This is a genomic window from Paraburkholderia sp. SIMBA_027 (assembly GCF_046535315.1).
GTDB lineage: Bacteria > Pseudomonadota > Gammaproteobacteria > Burkholderiales > Burkholderiaceae > Paraburkholderia > Paraburkholderia tropica.
In genome coordinates this window covers 115,129-141,437 of record NZ_JAWRWY010000017.1, presented here as the reverse complement: position 1 = coordinate 141,437, position 26,309 = coordinate 115,129, and the positions used below count along the sequence as shown (strand labels likewise).

Sequence of the window (26,309 nt, the reverse complement as noted above, 5' to 3'; positions counted from 1 at the left end):
TTTTGACAGCTAATCTTGGCTTCATCATGTGCGAATGAATAGCGATCCAGTCATCGAAGTACGGGGCCTGTGCAAACGCGTCACCGACGCAACCGGCGAACTCACGATCCTCGACGGCATCGACCTCACGGTGCACGCGGGCGGCAGCGTGGCGATCGTCGGCGCCTCGGGTTCGGGCAAGTCCACCTTGCTCGGCTTGCTGGCCGGGTTGGACAGCGCGAGCGCGGGCTCGGTTCGTCTGCTAGGACATGAGCTTACCGGCATGGCGGAAGATCAGCGCGCGGCGCTGCGCAACGGCGCGGTCGGTTTCGTGTTTCAGTCGTTTCAATTGATGCCGCATCTCACAGCGCTCGAAAACGTCGCGCTGCCGCTTGAGCTGCAGGGCGGCCTGAGCACGCGCGAAGCCTTTGCGCGTGCGCGGACCTTGCTCGAACGCGTGGGCCTCGGTCAGCGCACCTCGCATTATCCGAAGCTGCTGTCGGGCGGCGAGCAGCAGCGCGTGGCGCTGGCGCGCGCGTTCGTCACGCATCCGGCCGTGCTGTTTGCCGACGAACCCACCGGCAGCCTCGACGCCGCCACGGGCCACGCCGTCATCGACCTGATGTTCGAACTGAACCGTGCGAATGGCGCGACGCTCGTGCTCGTCACGCACGACATCGAGCTGGCGAAGCGTTGCGATGCGATCGTCACGATCGAGGCCGGGCATCGCGTGATCGACGGCGCGCAGGCCGCGCACGCAGCGAGCCGCGTCGAAGCCGGGCGCTGAAACGAAAAGGCGTGCCGGTTTGCACCGTGCACGCCTTTTTCCTGACATCAACTCAACCTGTGCAGCCAGCGCTAACGCCTGTTAGCGCTTCAGCGCGGCACGCGCCTTCGCGATCAGCGCCGACGTCGACGAATCGTGCGCCTTCACGTCGCCGGTCGATGCGGTGAGGTCGGCCTCGACCACCTTGCCGAGAATCTTGCCGAGTTCCACGCCCCACTGGTCGAACGGATTGATGTCCCACACCGAGGCCTGCACCAGCACCTTGTGCTCGTAGAGCGCGATCAGCGCGCCGAGCGAGCGCGCCGTGAGCGCGTCGACGAGCAGCGTCGTGGTCGGGCGATTGCCGGGGAACATGATGTGCGGCACGAGTTCGGGCTTGTCCGGACCGGCGATCTTGCGCGCTTCTTCCTCGGTGCGGCCGAGCATCAGCGCCTCGCTCTGCGCGAAGCAGTTCGCTAGCAGTTTCGGATGATGATCGGCGAGCGGATGCTCGGGCGTGAGCACGGCGATAAAGTCGATCGGCACGATCGTCGTGCCCTGATGCAGCATCTGGAAGAACGCGTGCTGGCCGTTCGTTCCCGGCTCGCCCCACGTGATGGCCGAGGTCGCGTAATCGACGAACTGGCCGTCCAGACGCGCCTGCTTGCCGTTGCTCTCCATTTCGAGCTGCTGCAGATACGACGGCAGGTAGTGCAATGCTTCGGAGTACGGAGCGACGAGATAGCTCTGCGAACCAAAGAAGTTGCGATACCAGACGCCGATCATGCCGAGCAGCACGGGCAGGTTCTTGTCGAGCGGCGCGGTGCGGAAATGCTCGTCCATATCGTGCGCGCCGGCGAGCAGTTCGTCGAACTGTTGCGGCCCGATCGCGATCATGATCGAGAGCCCGACCGCCGACCACAGCGAGTAGCGGCCGCCAACCCAGTCCCACATTTCGAAGACGTTTTCCTCGGCGATGCCGAACTTCACGACTTCGGCCGGATTCGCGGAGACGCCGACGAAATGCTTCGCGAGCGCGCTTTCCGGGCAGCCGTGCTTGATGAACCAGTCGCGCATCGAGCGCGCGTTGGTCATGGTTTCGAGCGTCGTGAAGGTCTTCGAGACGATGATCGCGAGCGTCTCTTCCGGATCGATGTGTTCGATCGTGCGCCACAGATCGGCGCCGTCGACGTTCGAGACGAAGTGTGAGCTGATCTCCGGCGATTCGAGATGCTGGAGCGCATGCACGACCATCTTCGGCCCGAGATCCGAGCCGCCGATGCCGATGTTCACGATATGGCGGATGCGCTTGCCGGTGTAGCCGGTCCAGGCGCCGCTGCGCACGGCGTCGGCGAACTTCGCCATCTTCGCTTTCTCGGCGACGATCTGCGCGTGGAACGGCGCGTTCGGCTCGGTGGCGCGCAGCGCGGTGTGCAGGGCGGCGCGGCCTTCGGTCGGGTTGACGATCTCGCCCGCGAACATCGCGTCGCGGCGCTGCTCGACGCCGGCTTCGTGCGCGAGCTGCACGAGCAGCTTCAGCGTGGCGTCGGTGATGCGGTTCTTCGAGAAGTCGGCGGCGAGACCGCCGCCCGAATACGTGAAGCGTTCGGCGCGGGTCGGCGCGGGATCGTTGGCGGGCGCGAACCAGTCGCGCAGCTTGTCGTTGCGGATCTGTTCGTAGTGCGTCTGTAGCGCGGACCAGGCGGGGAGCGGATTCGTCATGTTCGTCGAGCGAGGAAAAACGAATGGAAGGCGGCGGGCGGCATCGACCGGTCGGGCCGACGCGCGCATCACGCACTGCGGGGAGGCGCGCGGCTTCTGTGGAAGCGGCACGCGCGGAGGATCAGTATAGCGGGCCGAGCAAAGCTGCGTGGCGCTATGGCGATCGACGGCTGAGGTTAGCAAACGGCGTGCCGCTTGGGACGGCTACGCGCGCCGTGAACGCGTGCGCGAAGCTTGCAGCCATCTTTCGACGCGTGGTTGAACGGGCGGTTGGCGATTTTCGTCGAGTGCGTGGCGGAGAAGTCGGCGGATAGAACCCATCGCCGTTCAAGCCGATGCGAGATTGCGCGAATAGAAGCGGCGGTTCAACAGCTTGCGCACCATCGGCGCGAGTTCGCCTGCCGTGAGCCCGGCGGGACCGTCGCCTTGCTCGACCAGCGTGTCGGCGGCGAGACCGTGCAGATAGACGCCCGCGAGCGCCGCTTCGAACGGTGGCAGACGTTGCGCGAGCAGCGCGCCGATCAGGCCGCCGAGCACGTCGCCGGTGCCGCCGCTCGCGAGGCCCGCGTTGCCGGTCGGGTTGACGGCCACGCGGCCGTCGGGCGCGGCGATCACCGTGCCGCTGCCCTTGAGCACCGCCACGGCCGCGAAACGCTGCGCGAGCGCGCGCGCCGCAGCGAGGCGGTCGCGTTGCACCGTGGCCGTATCGACGGCGAGCAGACGCGCCGCTTCGAGCGGATGCGGGGTGAGCACGCAAGGCGCATCGCCGACCTGCGCGCGTTCGGTGACGCGCGCCGCGAGCGCTTCGTCGCGCGCGACGAGATTGAGCGCGTCGGCATCGAGCAGCACCGGCACGTTCAGACGCAGGATCTGATCGACGAGCTGCCGCGCCGATGCGCTGCCGCCCATGCCGCAACCGGCCGCGACGGCGTCCATCGCGTCGAGCGAGAGCTTGGCCGCCGCGTGCAGCATCAGCTCGGGATGCGGTGCGTCGTAGGGCGGGGCGTCGTTGCCGAGAAAGCCCGCGTGGACCTTGCCCGCGCCCGTGAGCAGCGCCGCGCGCGCGGCGAGGATCGGCGCGCCGCACATGCCGGTGTCGCCGCCGATTACCGCGAGCGTGCCGAAGGTGCCTTTGTGCGTGGCGTTGTCGCGCGCGGGCAGGGCATCGGCGAATAGCGCGGGGGCGTTGAGGCGCGCCGGCGCGTCGGCGGGTGCAGGCGCTTGAGGCGCCGTGTCGTTGCTGAAGTCGATGCCGTCGGCCAGCCCGATCGGCGCGACGCTGACCGTGCCCGCGTAATCGCGGCCCGCGCCGGTATAGAGCCCGGGTTTCGCGGCGATGAACGTCACGGTATGGGTCGCGCGAACGGCAACGCCGCCGCCGACCACGTTGCCGGTGTCGCTGTCGAGACCGCTCGGCACGTCGAGCGCGAGCACGTGCCCGCGTTGCCGGGCGCGCGCCGTGAGCCGTGTGGCGAGATCGGCGAAGACGCCGTCGAGCGCGCGCGCGAGCCCAATTCCGAACATGCCGTCGACGAGCCAGCCCCAGGCGTCGAACGACGCGGGCGGCGCATCGACGATCTTCACGCCGGCGTCGCGCGCGACGCCCAGCGCCCAGCGCGCGTCGTCGGGCTTCACTTCCACGGGCATGCAGACTTCGACCGCGATACCCGCGCGCTTGAGCTGCGCCGCGACGACGAGCGCATCGCCGCCGTTGTTGCCGGGTCCCGCGACGATCCACACGGGCTGCGCGCCGAGCGGCGCGGGCGCGTGGGCGATCTGTTCGAGCAGGAAGTGGGCCGCCGCGGCGCCCGCGCGCGCCATCAGCGTGTGCGCGGGCACGGCGGATTGCGCGGCGGTCTCGCTCACGCGCAGTTGCGCGACGGTGAGGAGCGGCACGGCGCGATCGTGCGGGTTGACGAGCGTGGCGGTGGAAGCGGCTGAAGAAGCGGCTAAAGAAGCGGCGGGCGTGGCGTCGGTCATGGTGGCGAGCGTCGCCGGAGGGGCCGGCGGCGCGTGCGGTGAAGGCATCGATACCGCAACGATACCCGAGCCGTCAGACCTTGGCGTGCGCGCTTGCGTTCGTCGCGTGGAAGATCAAGCAGGAGGGAAGTCAGACGCGCCCTGAGTCGGGTGCGCCCGCTTGGTCGACAAAGCGTCGATCATGCTGACCAGCCGACGCTTAGCTACGCCCAGGCCAGAGCGCCTCGATCGTCTCGGCGGGCAGGTCCGGACGGGTGTTCGAGATCTGCTGCGCGATCAGGCGCGCGGAGCCGAGCGCGAGCGCCCAGCCCGCCGGGCCATGCGCCGCGTTGACGTAAAGGCGCGGGTTGCCCACGCTGCCCACCAGCGGCAGGCCGTCGGCCGACAGCAGCTTCATGCCTTCCCACGCGAGCGCGGCGGAAATGCGCGCGGCGCCCGGCGCCCAGTCGCGCGAAGCTTCGCCGAGCAGCGCGAGCGCTTCCTCGGTGAGCGATTCGGGCAGCGGTTCGTCGAGCTGCTTGGCGTGCTGGAGCACCGCGCCGCCCGAAATGCGCAGGCGATGGTTCATGCGTGTGATGGCGATGCGCCGCGCGGCGTCGATCAGCGTCGAGTGCGGCACGCATTCCTCGTGCGCGACCGGCGAATTCAGCGTGTGCATGCGCAGCGGATAAACCGGCAGCTTGATGCCCAGCGGCGCGAGCAGATTCACGGTCTGCGCGCCGGCTGCGACGACCACGGCATCGGCGGAAATCACTTCGACTTCGCGCGTGCGCGAGGCGTCGTCGGGACGCGGCGCGAGCTCGACGGCCGCGCGCTGGCTCTCGATGCGCACCGCGCTCACTTCGCGGCCGGTCTGGAACTGCACGCCGCCGAGCGTATCGAGCACCTGTTTGAGCTGCTTGACGAAGAGCGGGCAGTTCGCCACCCGGCCCTGGTCGAAGCGCACGGCGCCCGCGAACGGCGGATCGGCGGGAATGGTGTGTTCGGCGGCCACGCACTCGTGCGGCGTGAGCACGTGATGCGGCGTCTCGAAACGGCGCAGCAGTTCGAGCGCGGGCTGCGTGAGCGACCATTCATCGCTGCCGCGCACGAGATAGAGCAGGCCTTCGCGCTGTTCGTACTCGAGCTGGAAGCGGCCTTCGGCGTCTTCCAGCACGCTTTGCGCCGATTCGATCAGCGGACGCAGCAGCGCGTAGCGCGCCTCGAAGGCTTCGGAGCCGTGCAGCGTGGCGAGGCGTTTGACGAAGGCGCGCGCCTGACCGGTGAAACCGGTCTTGCAGATCACGCCGCCCGAGGACTGCCGGCCGTTGCGCAGGAAGGTGGGGCCGAACCAGACGTCGAGCGGGGTCGGCAGCACGATGCCGCTATGACCGTAGGTCGCGCCTTGCGCAACGGTGGCGTGGCGCTCGACCACGCAGACGCGATGGCCCGCCGCGCGCAGCTGGTAGGCGGTGGCGACGCCGGCGATTCCGCCGCCAATGACGATGACATCCATGACGATTCGATCTGCTGGCAGGCGGCGTGCCGTCGAACGAGGGCGCCGTGCCGAAGAGGGTGTGGCATGCGGCGCGCAAGCTGCGCGCCGATCGGTGAAACGCGCAATCATAGCAGCGAAATCGCCCGTCTCGCCATGCGCGTGCGTCGCTTGACCCGCCCGGCGCAAGGTGGCGCGCGCATCGATTGCGGGCCGCAACGCGCGTGGGCACGGGCAGGGCGACTGCTCAGGCGGCCCCGTTTTATTGCCATTCACCCGCCGTTCGTGCCGGGCCGCCGGCTGCCGCTGCGCCGTCCCGTATCGCGAAAAAAGCGGCTGTGCCGGACGCCGCGTCACCGTCTGCCGCGGCGACATCGCGAAAACGCGCACGGGCGTGCGCCTCGGGATGCGTGCGGATCGGCCTCGGGGGCGATCGGACGGGGTCTTCCGGGTTATAATCGCGGTCTCCTTTCATCGCCCGACGTCGGCCCGACGTCGTCGCCTGCGCGCGACGCATCGCCCCCCCGCGACGCACCCGTGCGAGGCCAGGCGCGACGTAACCTCGACGCAACGCCCCAGTCCATGGCCCACTTCTCGTGTTTCCCCGGTGCTTCGGCCCTCTCCGACTTCCGTCAGACCCGCCTGCTCGAGACGCTTCAGCGTATCGATGCCAACATCGTCGGCGTGCGCGGCCAGTTCCTGCATTTCGTCAACTCGGCCACGCCGCTTTCCGCTGACGACAGCGCGAAGATCGAAGCGCTGATGCACTACGGCGAGCCGTTCGCGGCCCCGCAGGAGCGCGGCAGCACGGTGACGTTCCTCGTGGTGCCGCGTTTCGGCACGGTGTCGCCGTGGGCGAGCAAGGCCACCGACATCGCGCATCACTGCGGCCTCGAACACGTGCGCCGCATCGAGCGCGCCGTCGAATACACGGTGATCCTCAAGAGCGGCTTGCTCGGCGGCAAGAAAACGCTGTCGGACGACGCGCACGCGGCCGTCGCCGCGGCGCTGCACGACCGCATGACCGAGAACGTCGCGGCCTCGCGCGACCAGGCGCTGCATCTGTTCGACGAACTGCCGGCGCGCCCGATGCAGACCGTCGACGTGCTCGGCCACGGCCGCAAGGCGCTGGAAACGGCGAACGGCGAACTGGGCCTCGCGCTCGCCGACGACGAAATCGACTACCTCGTCGAGAACTTCACGAAGCTGGGCCGCAACCCGACCGACGTCGAACTGATGATGTTCGCGCAGGCCAACAGCGAGCACTGCCGCCACAAGATCTTCAACGCGAGCTGGACGATCGACGGCCAGGAGCAGGATCTGTCGCTGTTCGCGATGATCCGCAACACCGAGAAGATCAGCCCGCAAGGCACGATCGTCGCGTACTCGGACAACTCGTCGATCATGGAAGGCGCGGTGGCCGAGCGCTGGTTCCCGCGCAAGACCGGCGCGGACGGCGCGCCGGGCGAGCAGTACGGCCGCCACACCGAACTCACGCACACGCTGATGAAGGTGGAGACGCACAACCACCCGACCGCGATCTCGCCGTTCGCCGGCGCGGCCACGGGTTCGGGCGGCGAAATCCGCGACGAAGGCGCAACGGGCCGCGGCGCGCGTCCGAAGGCCGGTCTCACGGGCTTCACGGTCTCGAACCTCGATCTGCCGGAAGCGCGCGAAACGTGGGAAAACGCCCGCGACGCCGCCACGCCGCTCACGCACCGCAATCCGGCCGACGCGCAGGGCGCTCATGCTGTTTATGGCCGTCCGGACCGCATCGCCTCGCCGCTGCAGATCATGATCGACGGCCCGCTCGGCGGCGCCGCGTTCAACAACGAATTCGGCCGTCCGAACCTCGGCGGCTACTTCCGCGTCTACGAGCAGAACGTCGCGGGCACCGTGCGCGGCTATCACAAGCCGATCATGATCGCGGGCGGCATCGGCAACATCAGCGCGCAGCACACGCACAAGCACGATCTGCCCGCGGGCTCGCTGCTGATCCAGATCGGCGGCCCCGGCATGCGCATCGGCATGGGCGGCGGCGCGGCCAGCTCGATGGCGACCGGCACGAACACCGCCGAACTCGACTTCGACTCGGTCCAGCGCGGCAACCCGGAAATCGAGCGCCGCGCGCAGGAAGTCATCAACTCCTGCTGGCAGCTCGGCGAACACAATCCGATCCTGAGCATTCACGATGTGGGCGCGGGCGGTCTGTCGAACGCGTTCCCCGAACTCGTCGACGGCGCGGATAAAGGCGCGCGCTTCGAGCTGCGCAAGGTCCAGCTCGAAGAATCGGGCCTTTCGCCGCGCGAAATCTGGTCGAACGAATCGCAGGAACGTTACGTTCTGGCGATTGCGCCCGCCGATCTGCCGAACTTCGAAGCGATCTGCGCGCGCGAGCGCTGCCCGTTCGCCGTGGTGGGCGTGGCGACGGCCGAACGCGAACTGAAGCTGATCGACACCGACGCGCAGGCGCTCGCCGCGAACGGCGGCCACCAGCCCGTCGACATGCCGATGGACATCCTGCTCGGCAAGCCGCCGCGCATGCACCGCAACGTCGAGCACGCGAGCACGCCTCTCGTGCCGGTCGACGTCACGGGCATTGCGCTCGACGAAGTCGCGAAGAGCGTGCTGCGCCATCCGACCGTCGGCAGCAAGTCGTTCCTGATCACCATCGGCGACCGCTCGGTGGGCGGCACGAACGTGCGCGACCAGATGGTCGGCCCGTGGCAGGTGCCGGTCGCCGACTGCGCGATCACCACGCTCGACTACGCCGGCTACAAGGGCGAAGCGATGACGATGGGCGAGCGCACGCCGCTCGCCGTGATCGACGCGCCGGCGTCGGGCCGCATGGCTATCGGCGAGGCCGTCACGAACATCGCCAGCGCGCCCATCGCGTCGCTCGACAAGCTGAAGCTGTCGGCGAACTGGATGGCCGCGTGCGGCGCGCCGGGCGAAGACGCCGCGCTCTACGACACGGTCAAGGCGATCGGCATGGAACTGTGCCCGGCGCTCGGCATCGGCATTCCGGTGGGCAAGGATTCGCTCTCGATGCGCACGAAGTGGAACGACGAAGGCGTGGCGAAGGAAGTGGTCGCGCCGGTTTCGCTGATCATCTCGGCGTTCGCGCCGGTCGAGGACGTGCGCCGTCACCTCACGCCGCAACTGCGCCGTGTCGACGAAGCGGGCGAGTCGGTGCTGATCGCGATCGATCTGGGCCGCGGCAAGAACCGCATGGGCGGCTCGATTTTCGCGCAGGTCACGCAACAGGTCGGCGATGCCGCGCCGGACGTCGACAGCGCCGAAGACCTCAAGCAGTTCTTCAACGCGATCCAGAAGCTCAACGCGAACGACCAGTTGCTCGCGTACCACGACCGCTCGGACGGCGGCCTGTGGGCGACGGTCTGCGAAATGGCGTTCGCGGGTCACACGGGCGTGTCGCTGAACGTCGACATGCTCACGCTCGACGGCGAGCACGGCACGGACTTCGGCGACGCCAAGGACTGGGCGAAGCAGACCAGCGGCCGCCGCGACGACCGCACGCTGCGCGCGCTGTTCTCGGAAGAACTGGGCGCCGTGATCCAGGTGCCGGCGACGCAGCGCGACGCCGTGCTGGCCGTGCTGCGCGAGCACAACCTGTCGGTGTGCTCGAACGTGATCGGCACGCTCAACAACCGCGACTCGATCGAGATCTACCGCGACGCCAAGCGCATCTACGAAGCGCCGCGCGCCGAGCTGCAACGCGTGTGGAGCGAAGTGAGCTGGCGCATCGCGCGTCTGCGCGATAACCCGGCCTGCGCCGACGCCGAATACGACGCGCTGCTCGACGCCGCCGATCCGGGCATGCAGCCGCAACTCACGTTCGATCCGGCCGAAGACGTCGCCGCGCCGTTCATCGGCAAGGGCGCGCGTCCGCGCGTCGCGATCCTGCGCGAGCAGGGCGTGAACTCGCACCTCGAAACCGCCTACGCGTTCGATCGCGCCGGTTTCGATGCGCACGACGTCCACATGAGCGACCTGCTCGCAGGGCGCGCCACGCTCGCCGATTTCGCGGGCGCGGTGGCCTGCGGCGGCTTCTCGTACGGCGACGTGCTGGGCGCGGGCGAAGGCTGGGCCAAGACGATCCGCTTCAACGCGCAGCTCGCGGACATGTTCGCAGCCTTCTTCGCGCGCCAGGACACGTTTGCGCTCGGTATCTGCAATGGTTGCCAGATGCTGTCGAGCCTCGCCTCGATGATTCCGGGCGCCGAAGCCTGGCCGAAATTCACGCGCAACAAGTCGGAGCAGTTCGAAGCGCGCTTCTCGCTGGTCGAAGTGCAGAGCTCGCCGTCGATCTTCTTCAACGGCATGGAAGGGTCGCGCATTCCGGTCGCGGTCGCGCACGGCGAAGGTTTCGCGGACTTCTCGCAGCAGGGCGACATCTCGAAGGTTGCGGTGGCGATGCGTTACGTCGATCACCGCGGTCAGGCGACCGAGGGCTATCCGTTCAACCCGAACGGTTCGCCGCAAGGCATCACCTCGGTTACGACCGCCGACGGCCGCTTCACCGTCCTGATGCCGCACACGGAACGCGTGCAGCGCACCGTGACGATGAGCTGGCATCCGGAAAGCTGGGGCGAGGCGAGCCCGTGGCAGCGTGCGTTCCAGAACGCGCGCAAGTGGGTGGGTTAAGGCGCACCAGGGCTGGCTGATGTTGGATTGAGGCCAGCCCCCCCGTTCGCATCCCGGAATCCCGGTCAGGTCCGCTACGGCGGGCGTGACCGGGGTTTTTGTTTGGGTGTGCGGTGAATAGCGGGTTTATTCGCCGCATAATGTGCGGCGAATAAATTGTGCGTGCGGCGAATCCGCGCCATAATCACCGCATGAATAGCGGCGAATACACCTATATCTGGCAGGCTGGCGACTGGCCCGAGTGGCGCTTCGACATGGCGGCGCTCGCCGAGCCCATGGCCGAGGCGAGCCGCGCTCAGGGCGTGCTGATGGGCCGTCTCGCGGATGTCGGCATGCGCCTGCGTGACCAGGCGAGCCTCGCGGCGCTCACCGAGGACGTGCTGAAGACCAGCGAAATCGAGGGCGAGCGTCTGAGCGTGGTCTCGGTGCGTTCGTCGATCGCACGGCGTCTGGGCGTGGACATCGGCGCGCTCGCGCCCGTCGATCGGCATGTGGAAGGCGTCGTGGAAATGGTGCTCGACGCGACGGCCGCCAGCCGTTTTCCGGTCACGCGCGAACGCTTGTTCGGCTGGCACGCCGCGTTGTTCCCGACCGGTTATGCGGGCCTCACGCCGATTCGCGTCGGCGCCTGGCGTGACGATGCCACCGGTCCGATGCAGGTCGTGTCGGGGCCGATCGGGCGTCAGCATGTGCACTTCGAAGCGCCGCCCGCGCCGCGTCTCGAAGCGGAGCTGGCGCGCTTTCTCGCCTGGGTCAACGCGCCCGCGCAGATGCCGCCGCTGATCAAGGCCGGACTCGGCCATCTCTGGTTCGTCACGCTGCATCCGTTCGACGACGGCAACGGCCGTGTCGCGCGCGCAATCGGCGATCTGCTGCTCGCGCGCGCGGACGGCAGTCCGCAGCGCTTCTACAGTCTGTCGGCGCAAATCCAGCGCGAGCGCAAGGCGTACTACGAGATTCTCGAACGCACGCAGCGGCGTTCCATGGATGTGACCGAGTGGCTGCGCTGGTTTCTCGACACCTTGCATCGCGCGGTCGATCACGCGCAGATCACGCTCGACTCGGTGCTCGTCAAGGCGCGCTTCTGGCGTCAATGGGCGGACGCGCCGTTCAACGAGCGCCAGGCCAAGGTCGTCAATCGTCTGCTCGACGGTTTCGACGGCAAGCTCACCAGCAGCAAATGGGCCGCGCTGGCCAAGTGCTCGTCGGATACGGCGCTGCGCGACATCAACGACCTGCTCGCGCGCGGCGTGCTGCGCAAGAACGAGAGCGGCGGGCGCAGCACGAGCTACGAACTGAATCCGCCAGCATGAAAAAAACCCCGCGCCTCGAAAGGTCGCGGGGTTTTTTCCACAGCAAAACCGCGGTGCGGATTTACTGGATCTTCGCTTGCGCGCGCAGTTGCTTCTCGAACGCGAGCAGCTTTTCCTGCTGGAGCTGCTGCACGATCTGCGGGCGAACCTGCTCGAGCGGCGGCGGGGCGATCGCGCGGATGTCGTCCACGCGGATGATGTGCCAGCCGAACTGCGTGTGCACCGGCGTATCGGTGACCTGGCCTTTCTGCAGCGACGTAGCGGCCGCGGCGAACTCAGGCACGTAGGCCTTCGGGTCCGACCAGTCGAGATCGCCGCCGTTCTTCGCCGAACCCGGATCCTTCGAGTATTGCTTCGCGAGGTCTTCGAAGCTCGCGCCGCCCTTGATCTTCGCGATCAGGTCCTTGGCCTGCTGCTCGTTGTCGACGAGGATGTGATGCAGGTGATATTCCTTGCCGCCCGCGCCTTGCGTGAGCTTGTCGTACATGGCCTTGACGTCGGCGTCCGTCGGCTGGTTGGTCTTGAGGAAGTCCTCGATCCACGCGTGCAGGATGACCTGTTGCTGGGCCATCGCCAGTTGCGCCTTCACGTCCGGACGATTCGGAATGCCCAGACGCGCCGCTTCCTGCATCAGCACTTCGCGGTTGATCAGCTCTTCACGCACGGCCTTTTGCAGATCCGGCGTGTCTTGCTGGCCCTGGGCCACGACCTGGGCGACGAGCGCGTCGGCGCGCGACTTCGGAATCGGCGTGCCGTTCACGACGGCGATGTTCTGCGCAAAAGCGGGAGCCGCAGCGAACGCAGCCAGCAACACCCAGAGACGGGTTTTCTTCAAGGTCATCTGTAAGTCCTAACAGGGCGAACCAAAAGGGCGAACCAAATAAAGTGGGGCTTAGCGGGGCAGCGCCGCGGCTTCTTCGGGCGTGAGCGCCGTGATCGCGAGTGCATGGATGCCGCGCTGCATGGCCTCGGCCAGCGCATCATACACCATGCGGTGCCTTGCCACGCGGGCTTTCCCGGCGAATGCGGACGCAACGATCGTGACGTGATAATGCCCGCCCGCCGAGGCACCGGCGTGACCGGCGTGCTGTGCGCTGTCGTCGCGCACGACGATCGAATCGACCGGCGCGAGCGCCGCGCTGACGCGCGTTTCGATCAGCGCCATGCGTTGCGCCGGCGTGGCGTTGAGGAACTCGTCGCTCATTCTTCTTCCTTCATGTGACGCGACAGCCACAGGCTCTGGCCGACGATGAACACCACCAGAATGCCGGTCGCGCCGAACAGTTTGAAATCGACCCAGGCGTCGGTCGAGAAGTGGAACGCGACGAACAGGTTCAGGATGCCGAGCAGCGCGAAGAAGACCGACCAGACGAAGTTCAGTTGCGTCCAGATGCGCGTGGGCAGCGTGATCTGCTTGCCCATCATCGCTTCGATGAGGTTCTTGCCGAACGCGACCTGCGAGACCAGCAGCACGATGGAGAACGCCCAGTAGAGCACCGTGGGTTTCCACTTGATGAAGGTTTCGTCGTGCAGCATGAGCGTGGCGCCGCCGAACACGACGACGATGCCCAGACTCAGCCACAGCATCGGGTCGACCTTGCGGTGACGAAACGCGACCCAGGCGATTTGCACGAGCGTCGCCGCGATGGCCACGGCGGTGGCCGTGAAGATGCCCCACAGCTTGAAGGCGACGAAGAACAGGATGATCGGGAACAGATCAAACAGAAATTTCATTATCGGCCTGGAAGTTGGCTCTATGAGCCGCTAAAAGAGGGCGCGACGCCCGCGCGGCCCCAAGGCCGGCGGGCGTTTGCGCCCTCGCGCGAGGCGGCGCCTCGCTTACTTGGGCTCGAATTGTAACGCAGCCGAATTGATGCAATACCGCAGGCCGGTCGGGGCCGGACCATCTTCGAACACGTGGCCCAGATGCGCGCCGCAGTTCTTGCAACGCACCTCGATGCGCAGCATGCCGTGCGTGCGGTCCGTGCGCTCCTCGATTACCTCGCCGTCGATCGGACGGAAGTAGCTCGGCCAGCCGCAACCGGCGTCGAATTTCGTGTCGGATTCGAACAGCGGCGTGCCACAGCAGACGCAGTCGTAGATGCCGCGCTCGTTGTGGTCCCAGTACTTGCCGGTGAAAGCCCGCTCGGTGGCCGCGTGGCGCGTGACCTGGTATTGCGTGGGGTCGAGCTTCTCGCGCCATTCGGCGTCGGACTTGTGGCCGGGGTAGGCGTCGGAGTTGTGGTCGTCCTGGCTCATGTCGGGTTCCTGTCGGGTTGCGGTCGAGGGGAAGTGCGGAAGAGTCGCTTAGATGGGGGCGCGCTCACGAAGAGCAACTGACTTCGAGCGAGCTCGCCCAGTCGGGCGGCAGCGCCGCGTAGCTTTCGTATTCCGGCTGCTCGTCGAAGGGACGCCTGAGCACCGTCGCGAGCCGCTCGACTTCGCTGAAATCCTTCTGTGCCGCGCGCTCGATGGCCGTTTGCGCGAGGTGATTGCGCAGCACGAACTTCGGATTGACGCGGTTCATCGCTGCGGCGCGCGCGGCGTCGTCGCGGGTTTCGTGCGCGAGACGCGCGCGATAGGTGACGGCCCACGCGTCGAACGCGGCGCGATCGAGGAACAGGTCGCGCACGCTCGTGTCGCCGCTCGCGTCGTGCTTCGAAACGCGCGAGAGATGGCGGAACGTCAGCGTGAAGTCGGCGCGATTCGCATGCATGATTTCGAACAGCTGGTTCGCGAGCTGATCGTCGCCTTCACGCGCGTGTTCGAGGCCGAGCTTCGCACGCATGCGCGCTTCGAGCGCGGGCGCGAAATGCCCCTTGAAGCCTTCGAGCACGCGTTGCGCGTCGGCGATGCAGCGCTCGGTGTGCGCTTTCTCGTCAGTCTGGTCGTACTGCGGGCCGAACAGCGGCAACAGCGCCTGCGCGAGGCAAAAGAGATTCCAGTAGCCGATCTGCGGCTGATTGCGGTACGCGTAGCGACCCTGCGAATCCGAATGATTGCAGATGTGATTCGCGTCGAAGCCGTCGATGAAACCGAACGGGCCGTAGTCGATCGTGAGACCGAGGATCGACATGTTGTCGGTGTTCATCACGCCGTGGCAGAAACCCACGGCCTGCCACTCGACCATCAGCGCCGCCGTGGTGCGCACGGCCTGATCGAGCAGCGCGAGATACGGGTCGTCGGCTTCGCGCAGCTGCGGATAGAAGCGGTCGATGACGTGATCGGCAAGCGTGCGCAGCGCCTCGACGTTGTCCTGCGAATAGAAGTGCTCGAAGTGGCCGAAGCGCACGAAGCTCGGCGAGACGCGCGTGACGACCGCGGCCGTTTCGAGTTCCTCGCGGCGCACGGTCTGATCGGAGCCGATCACGGCGAGCGCGCGCGTGGTCGGAATGCCGAGGTGATGCATGGCTTCCGAGCACAGATATTCGCGGATCGACGAGCGCAGCACCGCGCGGCCGTCGCCCATGCGCGAGTAGGGCGTGCGGCCCGCGCCCTTGAGCTGGACGTCGTAGCGCCGGCCCGCGTGCTCGACTTCGCCGAGCATCAGCGCGCGGCCGTCGCCGAGCTGGCCCGCCCACACGCCGAACTGATGCCCCGAGTAAACGGCCGCATACGACATGGCCGAGGGCGAGCGTTCGCGGGTGAAGTTGCCGCAGAAAAACGCCGCGAATGACGGATCGTTCACGACGCCCGGATCGAGCCCGAGCAGCGCGGCCGTGTCCGCCGAGAACCCGACCACGTAGGGCGCGGGCAGCGGCGCGCCGGGCAGGCGCGTGTGGAAGGTGGCGCCGAGCGCGGCGAACGCGTCGTCGCGCGCTGCGGTGAGCGCGCGTTCGAAGTCGGCGAGTGCGCCGCTTTGCGGCGCCTGGGGGGCGGACGTGCCGCCTTGCGAGTCTGAAAGGCCTGGTGAAAACGACATGTTGAGCGCCTGTGGATTAGCCGATATTGTAAGTCCGCGCCCGCCGGCGTGCAGGACAGGCCATCGTTGTCATCGACACCGTCGGGCGGCACGCCTCCCGCATGCGCACGCGCCGGACCCGGCGAGCCCCGCTCCATCCCATAACGAGAATGATCGCATTCGAGCCGAGGAGACCGACGAGCATGACTGCGCCGCTGCTGGGACATATGATGGACGTGCCGCTTCTCGTGTCGTCGCTGATCGCGCATGCCGCGCGTCATCACGGCAACACCGAGATCGTTTCGCGCCGCATCGAGGGCGACCTGCACCGCTATACCTACCGCGATTGCGAGACGCGCGCGAAGCAGCTCGCGCAGGCGCTCATCGCGCTGGGCGTCGAGCCCGGCGAGCGCGTCGGCACGCTGGCCTGGAACGGCTACCGGCACATGGAAGCGTATTTCGGCGTGACCGGTTTCGGCGCCGTGTGCCACACGATCAATCCGCGTCTCTTTCCCGAGCAGATCGCCTGGATCGTCAATCACGCCGACGATCGCTATGTGCTGTTCGACCTCACGTTCGCGCCGCTCGTCGACGCACTCGCGCCGCAATGTCCGAACGTGCGCGGCTGGATCGCGCTGTGCGACGAATCCTGTCTCCCGGCGATGAAAACGCCGGTGCTCGCGTATGAAACGCTGCTCGCGGCGCAAGACGGCGATTATGCCTGGCCCTTGCTCGACGAGCGTAGCGCGTCGAATCTCTGCTACACATCGGGCACCACCGGCAATCCGAAGGGCGCGCTCTACACGCATCGTTCGTCGGTGCTGCATGCGTACGCGGCGTCCTTGCCCGACTCGATCGGGCTCTCGGCGCGCGACGCGATCCTGCCCGTCGTGCCGATGTTCCATGTGAACGCGTGGGGCATTCCGCACGCGGCGCCGCTGAACGGCACCAAGCTCGTGCTGCCCGGCAAGGATCTCGACGGCAAGTCGCTCTACGAGTTGATGGAGTCCGAGGGCGTGACCTGTTCGGCGGGCGTGCCGACAGTGTGGCTCGGCCTGCTCACGTATATGCGCGACGCGGGTGTGAAGTTTTCGACCTTGCAGCGTACGGTGATCGGCGGTTCGGCGTGTCCGCCCGCGATGCTGCGCACTTACGAAGACACCTACGGCGTGCAGGTGATTCACGCGTGGGGCATGACGGAGATGTCGCCGCTCGGCACGCTCGCGAAGCTCAACTGGGAGCAGTCGCAGCGTCCGCCGGACGCGCGCCGCGCGCTGCTCGAAAAGCAGGGGCGCGTGATTTTCGGCGTCGACATGAAGATCGTCGGCGACGACGGGCGCGAGCTGCCGTGGGACGGCGTCGCGTTCGGCGACCTGCATGTGCGCGGGCCGTGGGTCATCGACCGTTATTTCCGGCAGGCGGGCGGCACGCCGCTGATCGACGGCTGGTTCCCGACCGGCGACGTCGCGACCATCGACGCCGACGGCTTCCTGCACATCACCGACCGCAGCAAGGACGTGATCAAGTCGGGCGGCGAGTGGATCAGTTCGATCGAGCTGGAAAACATCGCGGTTTCGCATCCGGCGATTGCGGAGGCCGCGTGTATTGCCTGTGCGCATCCGCGCTGGACCGAGCGGCCGCTGATCGTCGCGGTGAAGAAGCCCGGCGCCGAGGTCACCCGCGAGGCGCTGCTCGCGTATTTCGACGGCAAGGTCGTGAAATGGTGGCAGCCCGACGACGTGGCTTTCGTCGACGAACTGCCGCACACGGCCACCGGCAAGCTGCAAAAGCTCAAACTGCGCGATCAGTTCCGCGATCACGTGCTGCCCACGGCGGCAGCGGCGAGCGAGCAATGTCCGATGGAGCCGCTCGACGCGAATATCGATGCGCACGCGGGCGGCGGCGCGCACCCGGTCAAGTCGGCGGCGACGCCCGATTAGATCCGCATCGCGGTTCGCTCGGCAGCCGTCGAGCGTTGCTTCGGCGCGGCCTGCGGGCCGCGTTTTTTTATGCGCTTTCCGTGCGCTTTCCGTGCGCTTTTCGTACGCTTTGAGCCGTTTGTTCCCAAACCTGCACGACGGTCGGTACAAACCCTGACGCCTTTGTTATCGAAAAAAATGGAACGAACGTTCTTTTTTCGGTATTCTGCCTGCTGACCGGGAATGTCGGACAATGAAGCCGGCGACGCACAACGCGGCCCGCAAGCATGGAGGCAGGCAAATGGTAGTGGACAACGCGGCAGTGATTTACACGACTCGCGACGGCGTCGCCGTCATCACGCTCAACAATCCGCCCGTCAACGGCTTGGGTCACGCGACCCGTACCGGCATCGTCGAGGGCATCGCGCGCGCCAACGCCGACACGGCGGTCACGGCCATCGTCATCACGGGCGCGGGCAAGGCGTTTTCGGGCGGCGCCGACATCACCGAATTCAACACGCCGAAGGCCACCCAGGAGCCCACGCTCCACACCGTCATCAAGGAAGTGGAGAAGAGTGCGAAGCCGGTGGTCGCGGCGATCCACAGCGTGGCGATGGGCGGCGGCCTCGAACTGGCGCTCGGCGCGCACTATCGCATCGCGGCGCCCGGCGCGCAGATCGCGCTGCCCGAAGTGAAGCTCGGCATTCTGCCCGGCGCGGGCGGCACGCAGCGCCTGCCGCGCGCGATCGGCCTCGAAGCCGCGCTGAACATGATCGTCAGCGGCGCGCCGGTGCCGAGCGAGAAGCTCGCGAAGTCGGGCCTGTTCGACGCCATGGCGCAAGGCGATCTGCTCGACGAAGCCGTTGCGTTCGCGCGCAAGGCCGCCGACAAGCAGGGTCCGCATCCGCTCGTGCGCAACCGCAAGATCGAGCATCCGAACGCCGAAGGCTTCCTGCAATTCTCGCGCAACACCGTGGGCGCGATGTCGAAGAACTATCCGGCGCCGGTCAAGTGCATCGACGCCATCGCCGCGGGCGTGAAGCAGGGCTTCGACAAGGGCCTCGCCTACGAGCGCGAATGCTTCGTCGAACTGGTGCAAACGCCGGAATCGCACGCGCTGCGTCACGCGTTCTTCGGCGAGCGCGCCGCGAGCAAGATTCCCGATGTGCCGTCGAGCACGCCCACGCGCGACATCCAGAAAGTCGCGGTGATCGGCGCGGGCACGATGGGCGGCGGCATCACGATGAACTTCCTGAACGCGGGCGTGCCGGTCACGCTGCTCGAAACGAAGCAGGAAGCGCTCGATCGCGGTCTCGCCACGATCCGCAAGAACTACGAAGCGCAGGTCAAGAAGGGCAAGCTCACGCAGGAGAAGCTCGACGCGCGCATGGCGCTGATCAGCCCGACGCTGTCCTACGACGACCTCAAGCAGGCCGATCTCATCATCGAAGCGGTGTTCGAAGAACTCGGCGTGAAGGAGCAGGTGTTCAAGCGTCTGGACGAAGTCGCGAAGCCGGGCGCCATTCTCGCCTCGAACACCTCGACGCTCGACGTCGACAAGATCGCGGCCTTCACGAAGCGTCCGCAGGACGTGGTCGGTCTGCACTTCTTCAGTCCGGCCAACGTGATGAAGCTGCTCGAAGTCGTGCGCGGCAAGGAAACCGCGAAGGACGTGCTGGCCACCGTCATGCAGGTCGCGAAGAAGATCCGCAAGACGGCCGTGGTCTCGGGCGTGTGCGACGGCTTCATCGGCAACCGCATGATCGAGCAGTACGTGCGCCAGGCGCTCTACATGCTCGAAGAAGGCGCGCTGCCCGCGCAGGTCGACCGCGCGATCGAGAAGTTCGGCTTCGCGATGGGTCCGTTCCGCATGAGCGACCTCGCGGGCAACGATATCGGCTGGGCGATCCGCAAGCGTCGTTACCAGGAACATCCGGACATGAAGTACTCGAAGATCGCCGACCGTCTGTGCGAAACGGGGCGCTTCGGCCAGAAGACCGGCGCGGGCTGGTACGACTACAAGGCGGGCGAACGCAATGCGCTGCCCTCGAAACTCGTCGACGACATGATCGTCGCGTACTCGAAGGAAGCGGGCGTCGAACGCCGCAAGATCAGCGACGAGGAAATCGTCGAGCGCCTGGTCTACGCGCTCGTCAACGAAGGTGCGAAGATTCTCGAAGAAGGCATCGCGTCGAAGGCGTCGGACATCGACATGGTCTATCTCACGGGCTACGGCTTCCCGCTGTGGCGCGGCGGCCCGATGCTCTACGCCGACACGGTCGGTCTCTACAACGTGGCGCGCTCGATTCGCCGCTACGCGCAACAGCCGAACGGCGACGCCTGGCAGATCGCGTCGTCGCTGGCCGAGCGCGCGGAGAACGGCGGCGCGTTCAACTGAGCGACGCCCGCACGCGTATCAACCAGATGTATCAACGCTAGCAAGAACGGACGAACACGATGAGAAGCGCAGACGACGTGCTCCTGCTGATCGACCTGCAATACGACTTCATGCCGGGCGGGGCGCTGGCCGTCGCGCACGGCGACGAAGTCGTGCCGGTCGCCAACCGGCTCGCGCAGAGCTTCGCGCATGTGGTGCTCACGCAGGATTGGCACCCGGCGGCGCACGTGTCGTTTGCCGCGAATCACGCGGGGCGCCAGCCCTTCGAGACCGTCGCGCTGTCGTACGGCGAGCAGGTGCTGTGGCCCACGCACTGCGTGCAGGGCACGTCAGGCGCGGCTTTGCATCGCGATCTCGACGTGCCGCATGCGCGCGCGGTCATCCGCAAGGGTCATCACGTGGACGTCGACAGCTACTCGGCGTTTCTCGAAGCCGATCGCACGACGCCCACCGGACTCGCGGGCTATCTGCGCGATACGGGCGCGAAGCGCGTGTACTGCTGCGGCCTCGCGACCGACTATTGCGTTGCGTGGTCCGCGCTCGATGCGCGCGCCGCGGGCTTCGAAACCGTGCTGATCGAAGACGCCTCGCGCGCCATCGACCTGAACGGCTCGCTGGCCGCCGCGTGGGAGCAGTTGCAGGCGGCGGGCGTGAAGCGCGCGCAGTCGGCCGACGTGCTGCGCGGCGCGGCCTGAGGGCGCAGATTCCCCCGCATTCGTTCGTTCGAAGCGACAGAGATTCACCGGATCAAACCATTGGGATGGGATCGGCGCACCGCGCACAGGCGCAAGCGCCGATCGACAAGGAGACACACAGATGACTGACGCCGTAATCGTTTCGACCGCCCGCACGGGCCTCGCCAAATCGTGGAAGGGCTCGTTCAACATGACGCACGGCGCCACGCTCGGCGGCCACGTCACGCAGGCCGCCGTCGAGCGCGCGAAGATCGACCCCGCGCGCGTCGAGGACGTGATCATGGGCTGCGCCAACCCCGAAGGCGCGACGGGCGCCAACATCGCTCGCCAGATCGCGCTGCGCGCGGGCCTGCCGGTCTCGGTGCCGGGCATGACGGTGAACCGTTTCTGTTCGTCCGGTCTCCAGACGATTGCGCTCGCGGCGCAACGCGTGATCGCCGGTGAAGGCGACGTGTTCGTGGCGGGCGGCGTGGAATCCATTTCGTGCGTGCAGAACGAAATGAATCGCCACATGATGGCCGAAGGCTGGCTCAGCCAGCACAAGCCGGAAATCTACTGGAGCATGCTGCAGACGGCGGAAAACGTCGCGAAACGCTACGAAATCTCGAAGGATCGTCAGGACGAATACGGCGTGCAGTCGCAACTGCGCGCGGCCGCGGCGCAGGCGGCGGGTCTCTTCAACGACGAAATCGTGCCGATGACGGTGCTCGCGGGCGTCGCCGACAAGGCTTCGGGCCAGCTGATCACGAAGGAAGTGACGATCTCGTCCGACGAAGGCATTCGCGGCGACACCACGCTCGAAGGCGTGGCGAAGATCCGCACGGCGATGCCCGGCGGCGTGATCACGGCGGGCAACGCGAGCCAGTTCTCGGACGGCGCGAGCGCCTGCGTGGTGATGAACGCCAAGGTCGCGGAACGCGAGGGCCTGCAACCGCTCGGCATCTTCCGCGGCTTCGCCGTGGCCGGTTGCGAGCCCGACGAAATGGGCATCGGCCCGGTGTTCGCGGTGCCGAAGCTCCTCAAGCAGGCGGGCCTCAAGGTCGAGGACATCGACCTGTGGGAACTGAACGAAGCGTTCGCGGTGCAGGTGCTCTATTGCCGCGACAAGCTCGGCATTCCCGCCGATCGCCTGAACGTGAACGGCGGCGCGATTGCGGTCGGTCACCCGTATGGCGTTTCGGGTGCGCGTCTCACCGGTCATGCGCTGATCGAAGGCAAGCGCCGCGGCGCGAAGCTTGTCGTCGTCACGATGTGTATCGGTGGCGGTCAGGGCGCGGCGGGACTTTTCGAAGTCGTGTAACGCCCGCAAGGCGCGCGATCCAGCGGCGCGCCCACGCCACGAGCGGCGACGCGGCCGCCGGCACGATCAGCACGCCGGCGGCATCGCGTCCCGCGCCGCTCAAGCCGTACCAGCCCCGATCGCTGATCGGATAACGCTCGCCTTCGTCGAGGCGCCGCGTCTGTAGCGGTGCGACGTGCCCGGCCAGGGCGAGAGCGGCATCGCGATACGTCACGCACAGCGCGCCTTCCACTGCAACGAGCGCAGCGCCGCGACGCAAGGCGATCCAGTGAACCTGATGGGGCGCGATGCGCAGCAGCGGCGGCGGTGACGCCAAAGCCGCGTCGGGCGCGCCCGGGGCAAGAGACGAGAGGGTGGGCAAGTCGTGCATGATCGAGACCTGAACGTTGAAGTGCTGACATGCCCCGACTTTATGGGCGCGAACGCGCGCGCAACAGGCACAACGGGGCGCGATCCGTTGCGCTACAGCGGTGACAAACATCGCGCTGTATCGGTGCAAAGCGACAAGACGTGTATCTGTCGCGCCAGGCCGCCGCTCTGGCATCATCGACCGATGAACGTCCCCGATCAGCCTCTTTACCGGCAACTCGCCGGCCACTACCGGCGCTCCATCGAAAGCGGCGTGCTGCGTCCCGGCGACCGCATGCCGTCGATGCGCGCGTTCATGCGCCAGCACGACGTGAGTCTCGCCACCGCGACCGAAAGCTATCGCGTGCTCGAACGCGAATCGCTGATCGAGGCGCGTCCGCGCGAAGGCTATTTCGTGCGCGCGGCGAATGCGAACACGCTGCCCGCCGCGCGCGAGCCCGACTGGCAGGACGCGACGCACCGCGAACCGCTCGTCGCGCAGTTCGTCGGCATGCACGCGGCCATTTCCGCGCTCGTGGCGCGCTTTCAGCAGGTGCCCGATGCGCTCAATCTCGGCGGCGTGACCGCCGCCGACGCGCTGTTTCCCGGCGAGGAATTGCAGAAGATCGCCGTGCGCATCCTGCGCCGCCGTCCCGATCTGCTCACGTCTCCGGGCCATGAACGTGGCGATCCGCAACTGCGCGCCGTGATCGCGCGACGTGCGCTTGCGGCGGGCTTCGCCGTTCACGCCGACGAGATCGTCATGACCAACGGCGGCACCGAGGCGGTCAATCTCGCCCTGCGCGCGGTGACGCAGCCCGGCGACACGGTCGCCGTCGAATCGCCGTGTTTTTACGGCTTGCTGCAGGTGCTCGAAAGCCTCGGTCTGCGCGCGCTCGAAATTCCGGCGAGCCCGACCACCGGGCTGTCGGTCGAGGCGCTCGAATTCGCCTTGCAGCAGCATCCGGAACTGAAGGCCGTGGTGGTGGTGCCGCATCTGCAGAATCCGCTCGGCTGCGTGATGCCGGATGCGCACAAGCAGCGCATTGTCGAGTTGTGCACGCAGGCGGGCGTGGCCGTGATCGAAGACGATCCGTACCGCGAACTCGTCGAGGGCGAGACCGCGCCGCGCGCCCTGAAAGCGTGGGACAGCGCGGGCACGGTGATTCACTGCACGTCGTTCAACAAGACGCTCGCGCCGGGCATGCGCGTGGGCTGGATGGCGGGCGGGCGCTGGCACGCGCGCATCGCGATGCTGAAGTTTTCGCAGTCGCGCCTGAACGAACCGCTTTCGCAGGCCGTGCTCGCCGAGTTCCTGCAAAGCCAGGCGCACGAACGCCATTTGCGCCGCCTGCGCGAGCGGCTGCGCGCGCAGCGCGAACGTATGGCGCAGGGCATCGGCGCGGCGTTTCCCGAGGGCACGCGCTTCACGCCGCCGGCAGGCGGGCTGGCGTTCTGGATCGAGTTGCCGCGGCATGTGTCGTCGATGGCGCTGTTCGACGCCGCGCTCGCCGAGCGTATCCGCATCATGCCCGGCACCGTGTTTTCGAACTCGGGGCGTTTCGAACATTGCATCCGCGTGAGCTGTCCGGGTCCGCTGCCCCATAGCGCCGACGATGCGCTGCTGCGGATCGGCGCGATCGCACACCGGCTGGCCCGCGAAAACGCGCTGCCGGGCGCGGGCGCGAAGGCATGAGCGGGCCATGTACGCGCGCTCGCACGGGTATCATGACGGCTGCCTTGCGCCCGTGCTTCGCACGGCGCGCGAGCCCCGTTCATGCAACAGAGAAAAGGTGAAACCGTGATTCGTCATATCGTGATGTGGAAGCTCAAGGAAACGGCCGAAGGCGCGACGCGCGCCGAGAATGTCGCGAAGTTCAAGACGCTGCTCGAAGCCTGCCGCGACCTCGTGCCGGGCACGCTGCATCTCGAAGTCGGCGTGGCGGGCGAGGGTCTCGATTCGACCTACGATCTCGCGCTGCTTTCCGATTTCGCCGACAAGGCCGCGCTCGACGCTTACCAGGTTCACCCCGAACACCTCGTCGTGAAGGACTTCGCCAAGCGCGTGGTCGAGTCGCGTCAGGCTGTCGATTACGTCGTGTGAAGCTCGCCATGATCGGAACCGCAGATACCACCCAGGGCAGCGCGCCGAGCGGCGGCGAGGCCCAGCAGCCAGCGCAGCCGGCCCCAACGGCACAATCGGCACAGCCGCACGATGCCCAGAACGCGGGCATGGTGATCGAAAGCCCGTTCGTCGACCATCTGGGCGCGCAGCTCGTCAGCGCGCGCGACGGCGCGAGCGAAGTGATGCTGCCGCTTGCCGAGCGTCACCTGAACACGTGGGACGTCGCGCATGGCGGCGTGACCATGACGCTCGCCGACATCGCGCTCGCGATGGCCGCGCGCAGCGTCGCCGCTGACGGCGTGGGCGTCGTCACCGTCGAGATGAAAGTGAACTTCATGCAGCCGGGGCGCGGCGAACTGCGCGCCTATGGCCGCGTGCTGCACCGCTCGACCACGATGGCTTATTGCGAAGGCGAGATCCGCGACAGCGAAGGCCACTTCGTCGCCAAGGCGCTCGGCACCTTCAAATACATGCGCAAGCTCGCTGTGGGACGCGACGTCACGCGTCAGCGCCTGCGCAGCGATCCCAACGCGAAGCCGGGCCCGAGCGACGGCTGATCGTCGCTTTCGCCCGGCTTCGCGCCTGGCTTGCGCGCCCGCTCCGCAATGAAACGATCACTGTTTCTGGCGGGCGCGCATCCGTTTCCACCCCGCGCGGCCCGTGCCGCGCCTCTTCGAAGCCTGACCACGCTCATGACCCAGACCAATCGCCAGATCCTGCTCGCCTCGCGTCCCGAAGGCGCTGCCAGCGTCGATAACTTCCGTCTCGTCGAAACGCCGCTCGCGCCGCTCGCCGAGGGTCAGGTGCGCGTGCGCAATCACTATCTGTCGCTCGATCCGTACATGCGCGGCCGTATGAACGACAGCAAGTCGTATGCGGCGCCGCAACCGCTCGATTCGGTGATGATCGGCGGCACGGTGGGCGAGGTGGTCGAGTCGCTCAATCCGAAATTCAAGGTGGGCGACAAGGTAGTCGGCATGGCCGGCTGGCAGGAATTCGCGACCTCGGACGGCAACGACATGCACGTCGTCGATACGACGCATGTGCCGCTTTCCGCGTACCTCGGTCCGGTCGGCATGCCGGGCGTCACCGCCTGGTACGGCCTGAACCGCATCATCGCGCCGAAGGCGGGCGAGACCGTGGTCGTGAGCGCGGCAAGCGGCGCGGTCGGCAGCGTGGTTGGCCAACTGGCGAAGCGTGCGGGCTGCCGTGCGGTCGGCATCGCGGGCGGCGCGGAAAAGTGCCGTTACGTGGTCGAGGAACTGGGCTTCGACGCCTGCGTCGACTACAAGGCCGGCAATCTGTATCCCGATCTCAAGGCCGCGACGCCGGACGGCGTGGACGGCTATTTCGAAAACGTGGGCGGCGCGGTGCTCGACGCCACGCTCGCGCGCATGAACGCGTTCGGCCGCATCGCACTGTGCGGCATGATCGCGGGCTACGACGGCGAGCCGATGCCGCTCAAGTATCCGCAACTGCTGCTCACGCAGCGCCTGCTGGTGCAGGGTTTCATCGTGAGCGAACACATGGACGTGTGGCCGCAGGCGCTCGGCGAGCTCGGCGCGCTGGTCGCGAAGAAACAGTTGGCGTATCGCGAGACGATCGCCGACGGTCTCGACAACGCGCCCGCCGCGTTCCTCGGCATGCTCAAAGGCCAGAATTTCGGCAAGCAGCTCGTCAAACTGATCTGACGAACCGCGCCGGCCCCTTTCCATGACTTC

General features: G+C 67.1%; 20 protein-coding genes. 11 read left to right on the top strand and 9 right to left on the bottom strand.

What is annotated here, in order from left to right; translation table 11 throughout:
• Positions 1-34: 34 nt before the first annotated feature.
• Positions 35-766 (top strand): ABC transporter ATP-binding protein, encoded by a 732-nt coding sequence (locus tag SB764_RS29170; RefSeq protein WP_410865836.1) that lies wholly within the window; start codon positions 35-37, stop codon positions 764-766.
• A gap of 81 nt (positions 767-847) precedes the next feature.
• Here SB764_RS29170 and pgi read toward each other — a convergent pair whose 3' ends face one another.
• The 3 genes from pgi to SB764_RS29155 form a co-directional block, all read right to left on the bottom strand.
• Entirely contained in the window at positions 848-2,467 is a 1,620-nt protein-coding gene (gene pgi, locus SB764_RS29165) for a glucose-6-phosphate isomerase (RefSeq protein WP_410865835.1), read from the bottom strand.
• Positions 2,468-2,794: 327 nt separating this feature from the next.
• Positions 2,795-4,447, bottom strand: a complete 1,653-nt coding sequence (locus SB764_RS29160; RefSeq protein WP_410865844.1) for an NAD(P)H-hydrate dehydratase — start codon at positions 4,445-4,447, stop codon at positions 2,795-2,797.
• Between the two features lie 199 nt (positions 4,448-4,646).
• A complete protein-coding gene (locus SB764_RS29155; RefSeq protein ID WP_110329015.1) occupies positions 4,647-5,942 on the bottom strand; it encodes an FAD-dependent oxidoreductase in 1,296 nt (431 codons plus the stop codon).
• Between the two features lie 561 nt (positions 5,943-6,503).
• Here SB764_RS29155 and purL point away from each other — a divergent pair.
• Positions 6,504-10,589 (top strand): phosphoribosylformylglycinamidine synthase, encoded by a 4,086-nt coding sequence (purL, locus tag SB764_RS29150; RefSeq protein ID WP_183717037.1) that lies wholly within the window; start codon positions 6,504-6,506, stop codon positions 10,587-10,589.
• 191 nt (positions 10,590-10,780) lie between these two features.
• Positions 10,781-11,902: a Fic family protein gene (locus SB764_RS29145; protein ID WP_410865834.1), complete on the top strand. Its 1,122-nt coding sequence runs from the start codon at positions 10,781-10,783 to the stop codon at positions 11,900-11,902.
• A gap of 61 nt (positions 11,903-11,963) precedes the next feature.
• Here the strand turns inward: SB764_RS29145 and SB764_RS29140 are convergent, their stop codons facing one another.
• From SB764_RS29140 to SB764_RS29120, 5 genes are all read right to left on the bottom strand, one after another.
• The gene (locus SB764_RS29140; protein ID WP_065065542.1) at positions 11,964-12,743 is read right to left on the bottom strand and encodes a peptidylprolyl isomerase; all 780 of its coding nucleotides are present in this window, start codon (positions 12,741-12,743) and stop codon (positions 11,964-11,966) included.
• A gap of 51 nt (positions 12,744-12,794) precedes the next feature.
• Positions 12,795-13,106: a BolA family protein gene (locus tag SB764_RS29135; RefSeq protein ID WP_110329013.1), complete on the bottom strand. Its 312-nt coding sequence runs from the start codon at positions 13,104-13,106 to the stop codon at positions 12,795-12,797.
• Entirely contained in the window at positions 13,103-13,636 is a 534-nt protein-coding gene (locus SB764_RS29130) for a septation protein A (protein WP_065065540.1), read from the bottom strand. Before SB764_RS29130 ends, SB764_RS29135 begins: the two co-directional genes overlap by 4 nt.
• Positions 13,637-13,741: 105 nt before the next feature.
• A complete protein-coding gene (gene msrB, locus SB764_RS29125) occupies positions 13,742-14,161 on the bottom strand; it encodes a peptide-methionine (R)-S-oxide reductase MsrB (protein WP_065065539.1) in 420 nt (139 codons plus the stop codon).
• A 64-nt stretch (positions 14,162-14,225) separates the two neighbouring features.
• A complete protein-coding gene (locus SB764_RS29120) occupies positions 14,226-15,824 on the bottom strand; it encodes a protein adenylyltransferase SelO (protein ID WP_321855436.1) in 1,599 nt (532 codons plus the stop codon).
• 182 nt (positions 15,825-16,006) lie between these two features.
• Here SB764_RS29120 and SB764_RS29115 point away from each other — a divergent pair, with 182 nt between their 5' ends.
• From SB764_RS29115 to SB764_RS29100, 4 genes are all read left to right on the top strand, one after another.
• The gene (locus SB764_RS29115; protein WP_321868161.1) at positions 16,007-17,743 is read left to right on the top strand and encodes a 3-(methylthio)propionyl-CoA ligase; all 1,737 of its coding nucleotides are present in this window, start codon (positions 16,007-16,009) and stop codon (positions 17,741-17,743) included.
• A gap of 280 nt (positions 17,744-18,023) precedes the next feature.
• Entirely contained in the window at positions 18,024-20,120 is a 2,097-nt protein-coding gene (locus SB764_RS29110) for a 3-hydroxyacyl-CoA dehydrogenase NAD-binding domain-containing protein (protein WP_322007438.1), read from the top strand.
• A gap of 59 nt (positions 20,121-20,179) precedes the next feature.
• Positions 20,180-20,815, top strand: a complete 636-nt coding sequence (gene pncA, locus SB764_RS29105; RefSeq protein WP_410865833.1) for a bifunctional nicotinamidase/pyrazinamidase — start codon at positions 20,180-20,182, stop codon at positions 20,813-20,815.
• A 121-nt stretch (positions 20,816-20,936) separates the two neighbouring features.
• The gene (locus SB764_RS29100; RefSeq protein ID WP_074984161.1) at positions 20,937-22,115 is read left to right on the top strand and encodes an acetyl-CoA C-acyltransferase; all 1,179 of its coding nucleotides are present in this window, start codon (positions 20,937-20,939) and stop codon (positions 22,113-22,115) included.
• Here SB764_RS29100 and SB764_RS29095 read toward each other — a convergent pair.
• A complete protein-coding gene (locus SB764_RS29095; RefSeq protein WP_410865832.1) occupies positions 22,060-22,596 on the bottom strand; it encodes a hypothetical protein in 537 nt (178 codons plus the stop codon). The two genes, SB764_RS29100 and SB764_RS29095, sit on opposite strands and share 56 nt — an antisense overlap.
• Before the next feature lie 72 nt (positions 22,597-22,668).
• Between SB764_RS29095 and SB764_RS29090 the strand changes: the two genes are divergently transcribed.
• The 4 genes from SB764_RS29090 (at position 22,669) to SB764_RS29075 (ending at position 26,279) form a co-directional block, all read left to right on the top strand.
• Positions 22,669-24,159, top strand: a complete 1,491-nt coding sequence (locus tag SB764_RS29090) for a PLP-dependent aminotransferase family protein (protein ID WP_065065533.1) — start codon at positions 22,669-22,671, stop codon at positions 24,157-24,159.
• Between the two features lie 105 nt (positions 24,160-24,264).
• On the top strand, positions 24,265-24,567 hold the full coding sequence (locus tag SB764_RS29085) for a Dabb family protein (protein WP_065065587.1): 303 nt from the start codon (positions 24,265-24,267) through the stop codon (positions 24,565-24,567).
• 128 nt (positions 24,568-24,695) lie between these two features.
• Positions 24,696-25,145: a PaaI family thioesterase gene (locus tag SB764_RS29080; RefSeq protein ID WP_065065532.1), complete on the top strand. Its 450-nt coding sequence runs from the start codon at positions 24,696-24,698 to the stop codon at positions 25,143-25,145.
• Positions 25,146-25,280: 135 nt separating this feature from the next.
• Positions 25,281-26,279 (top strand): NADP-dependent oxidoreductase, encoded by a 999-nt coding sequence (locus tag SB764_RS29075; protein WP_410865831.1) that lies wholly within the window; start codon positions 25,281-25,283, stop codon positions 26,277-26,279.
• Positions 26,280-26,309: the final 30 nt, after the last annotated feature.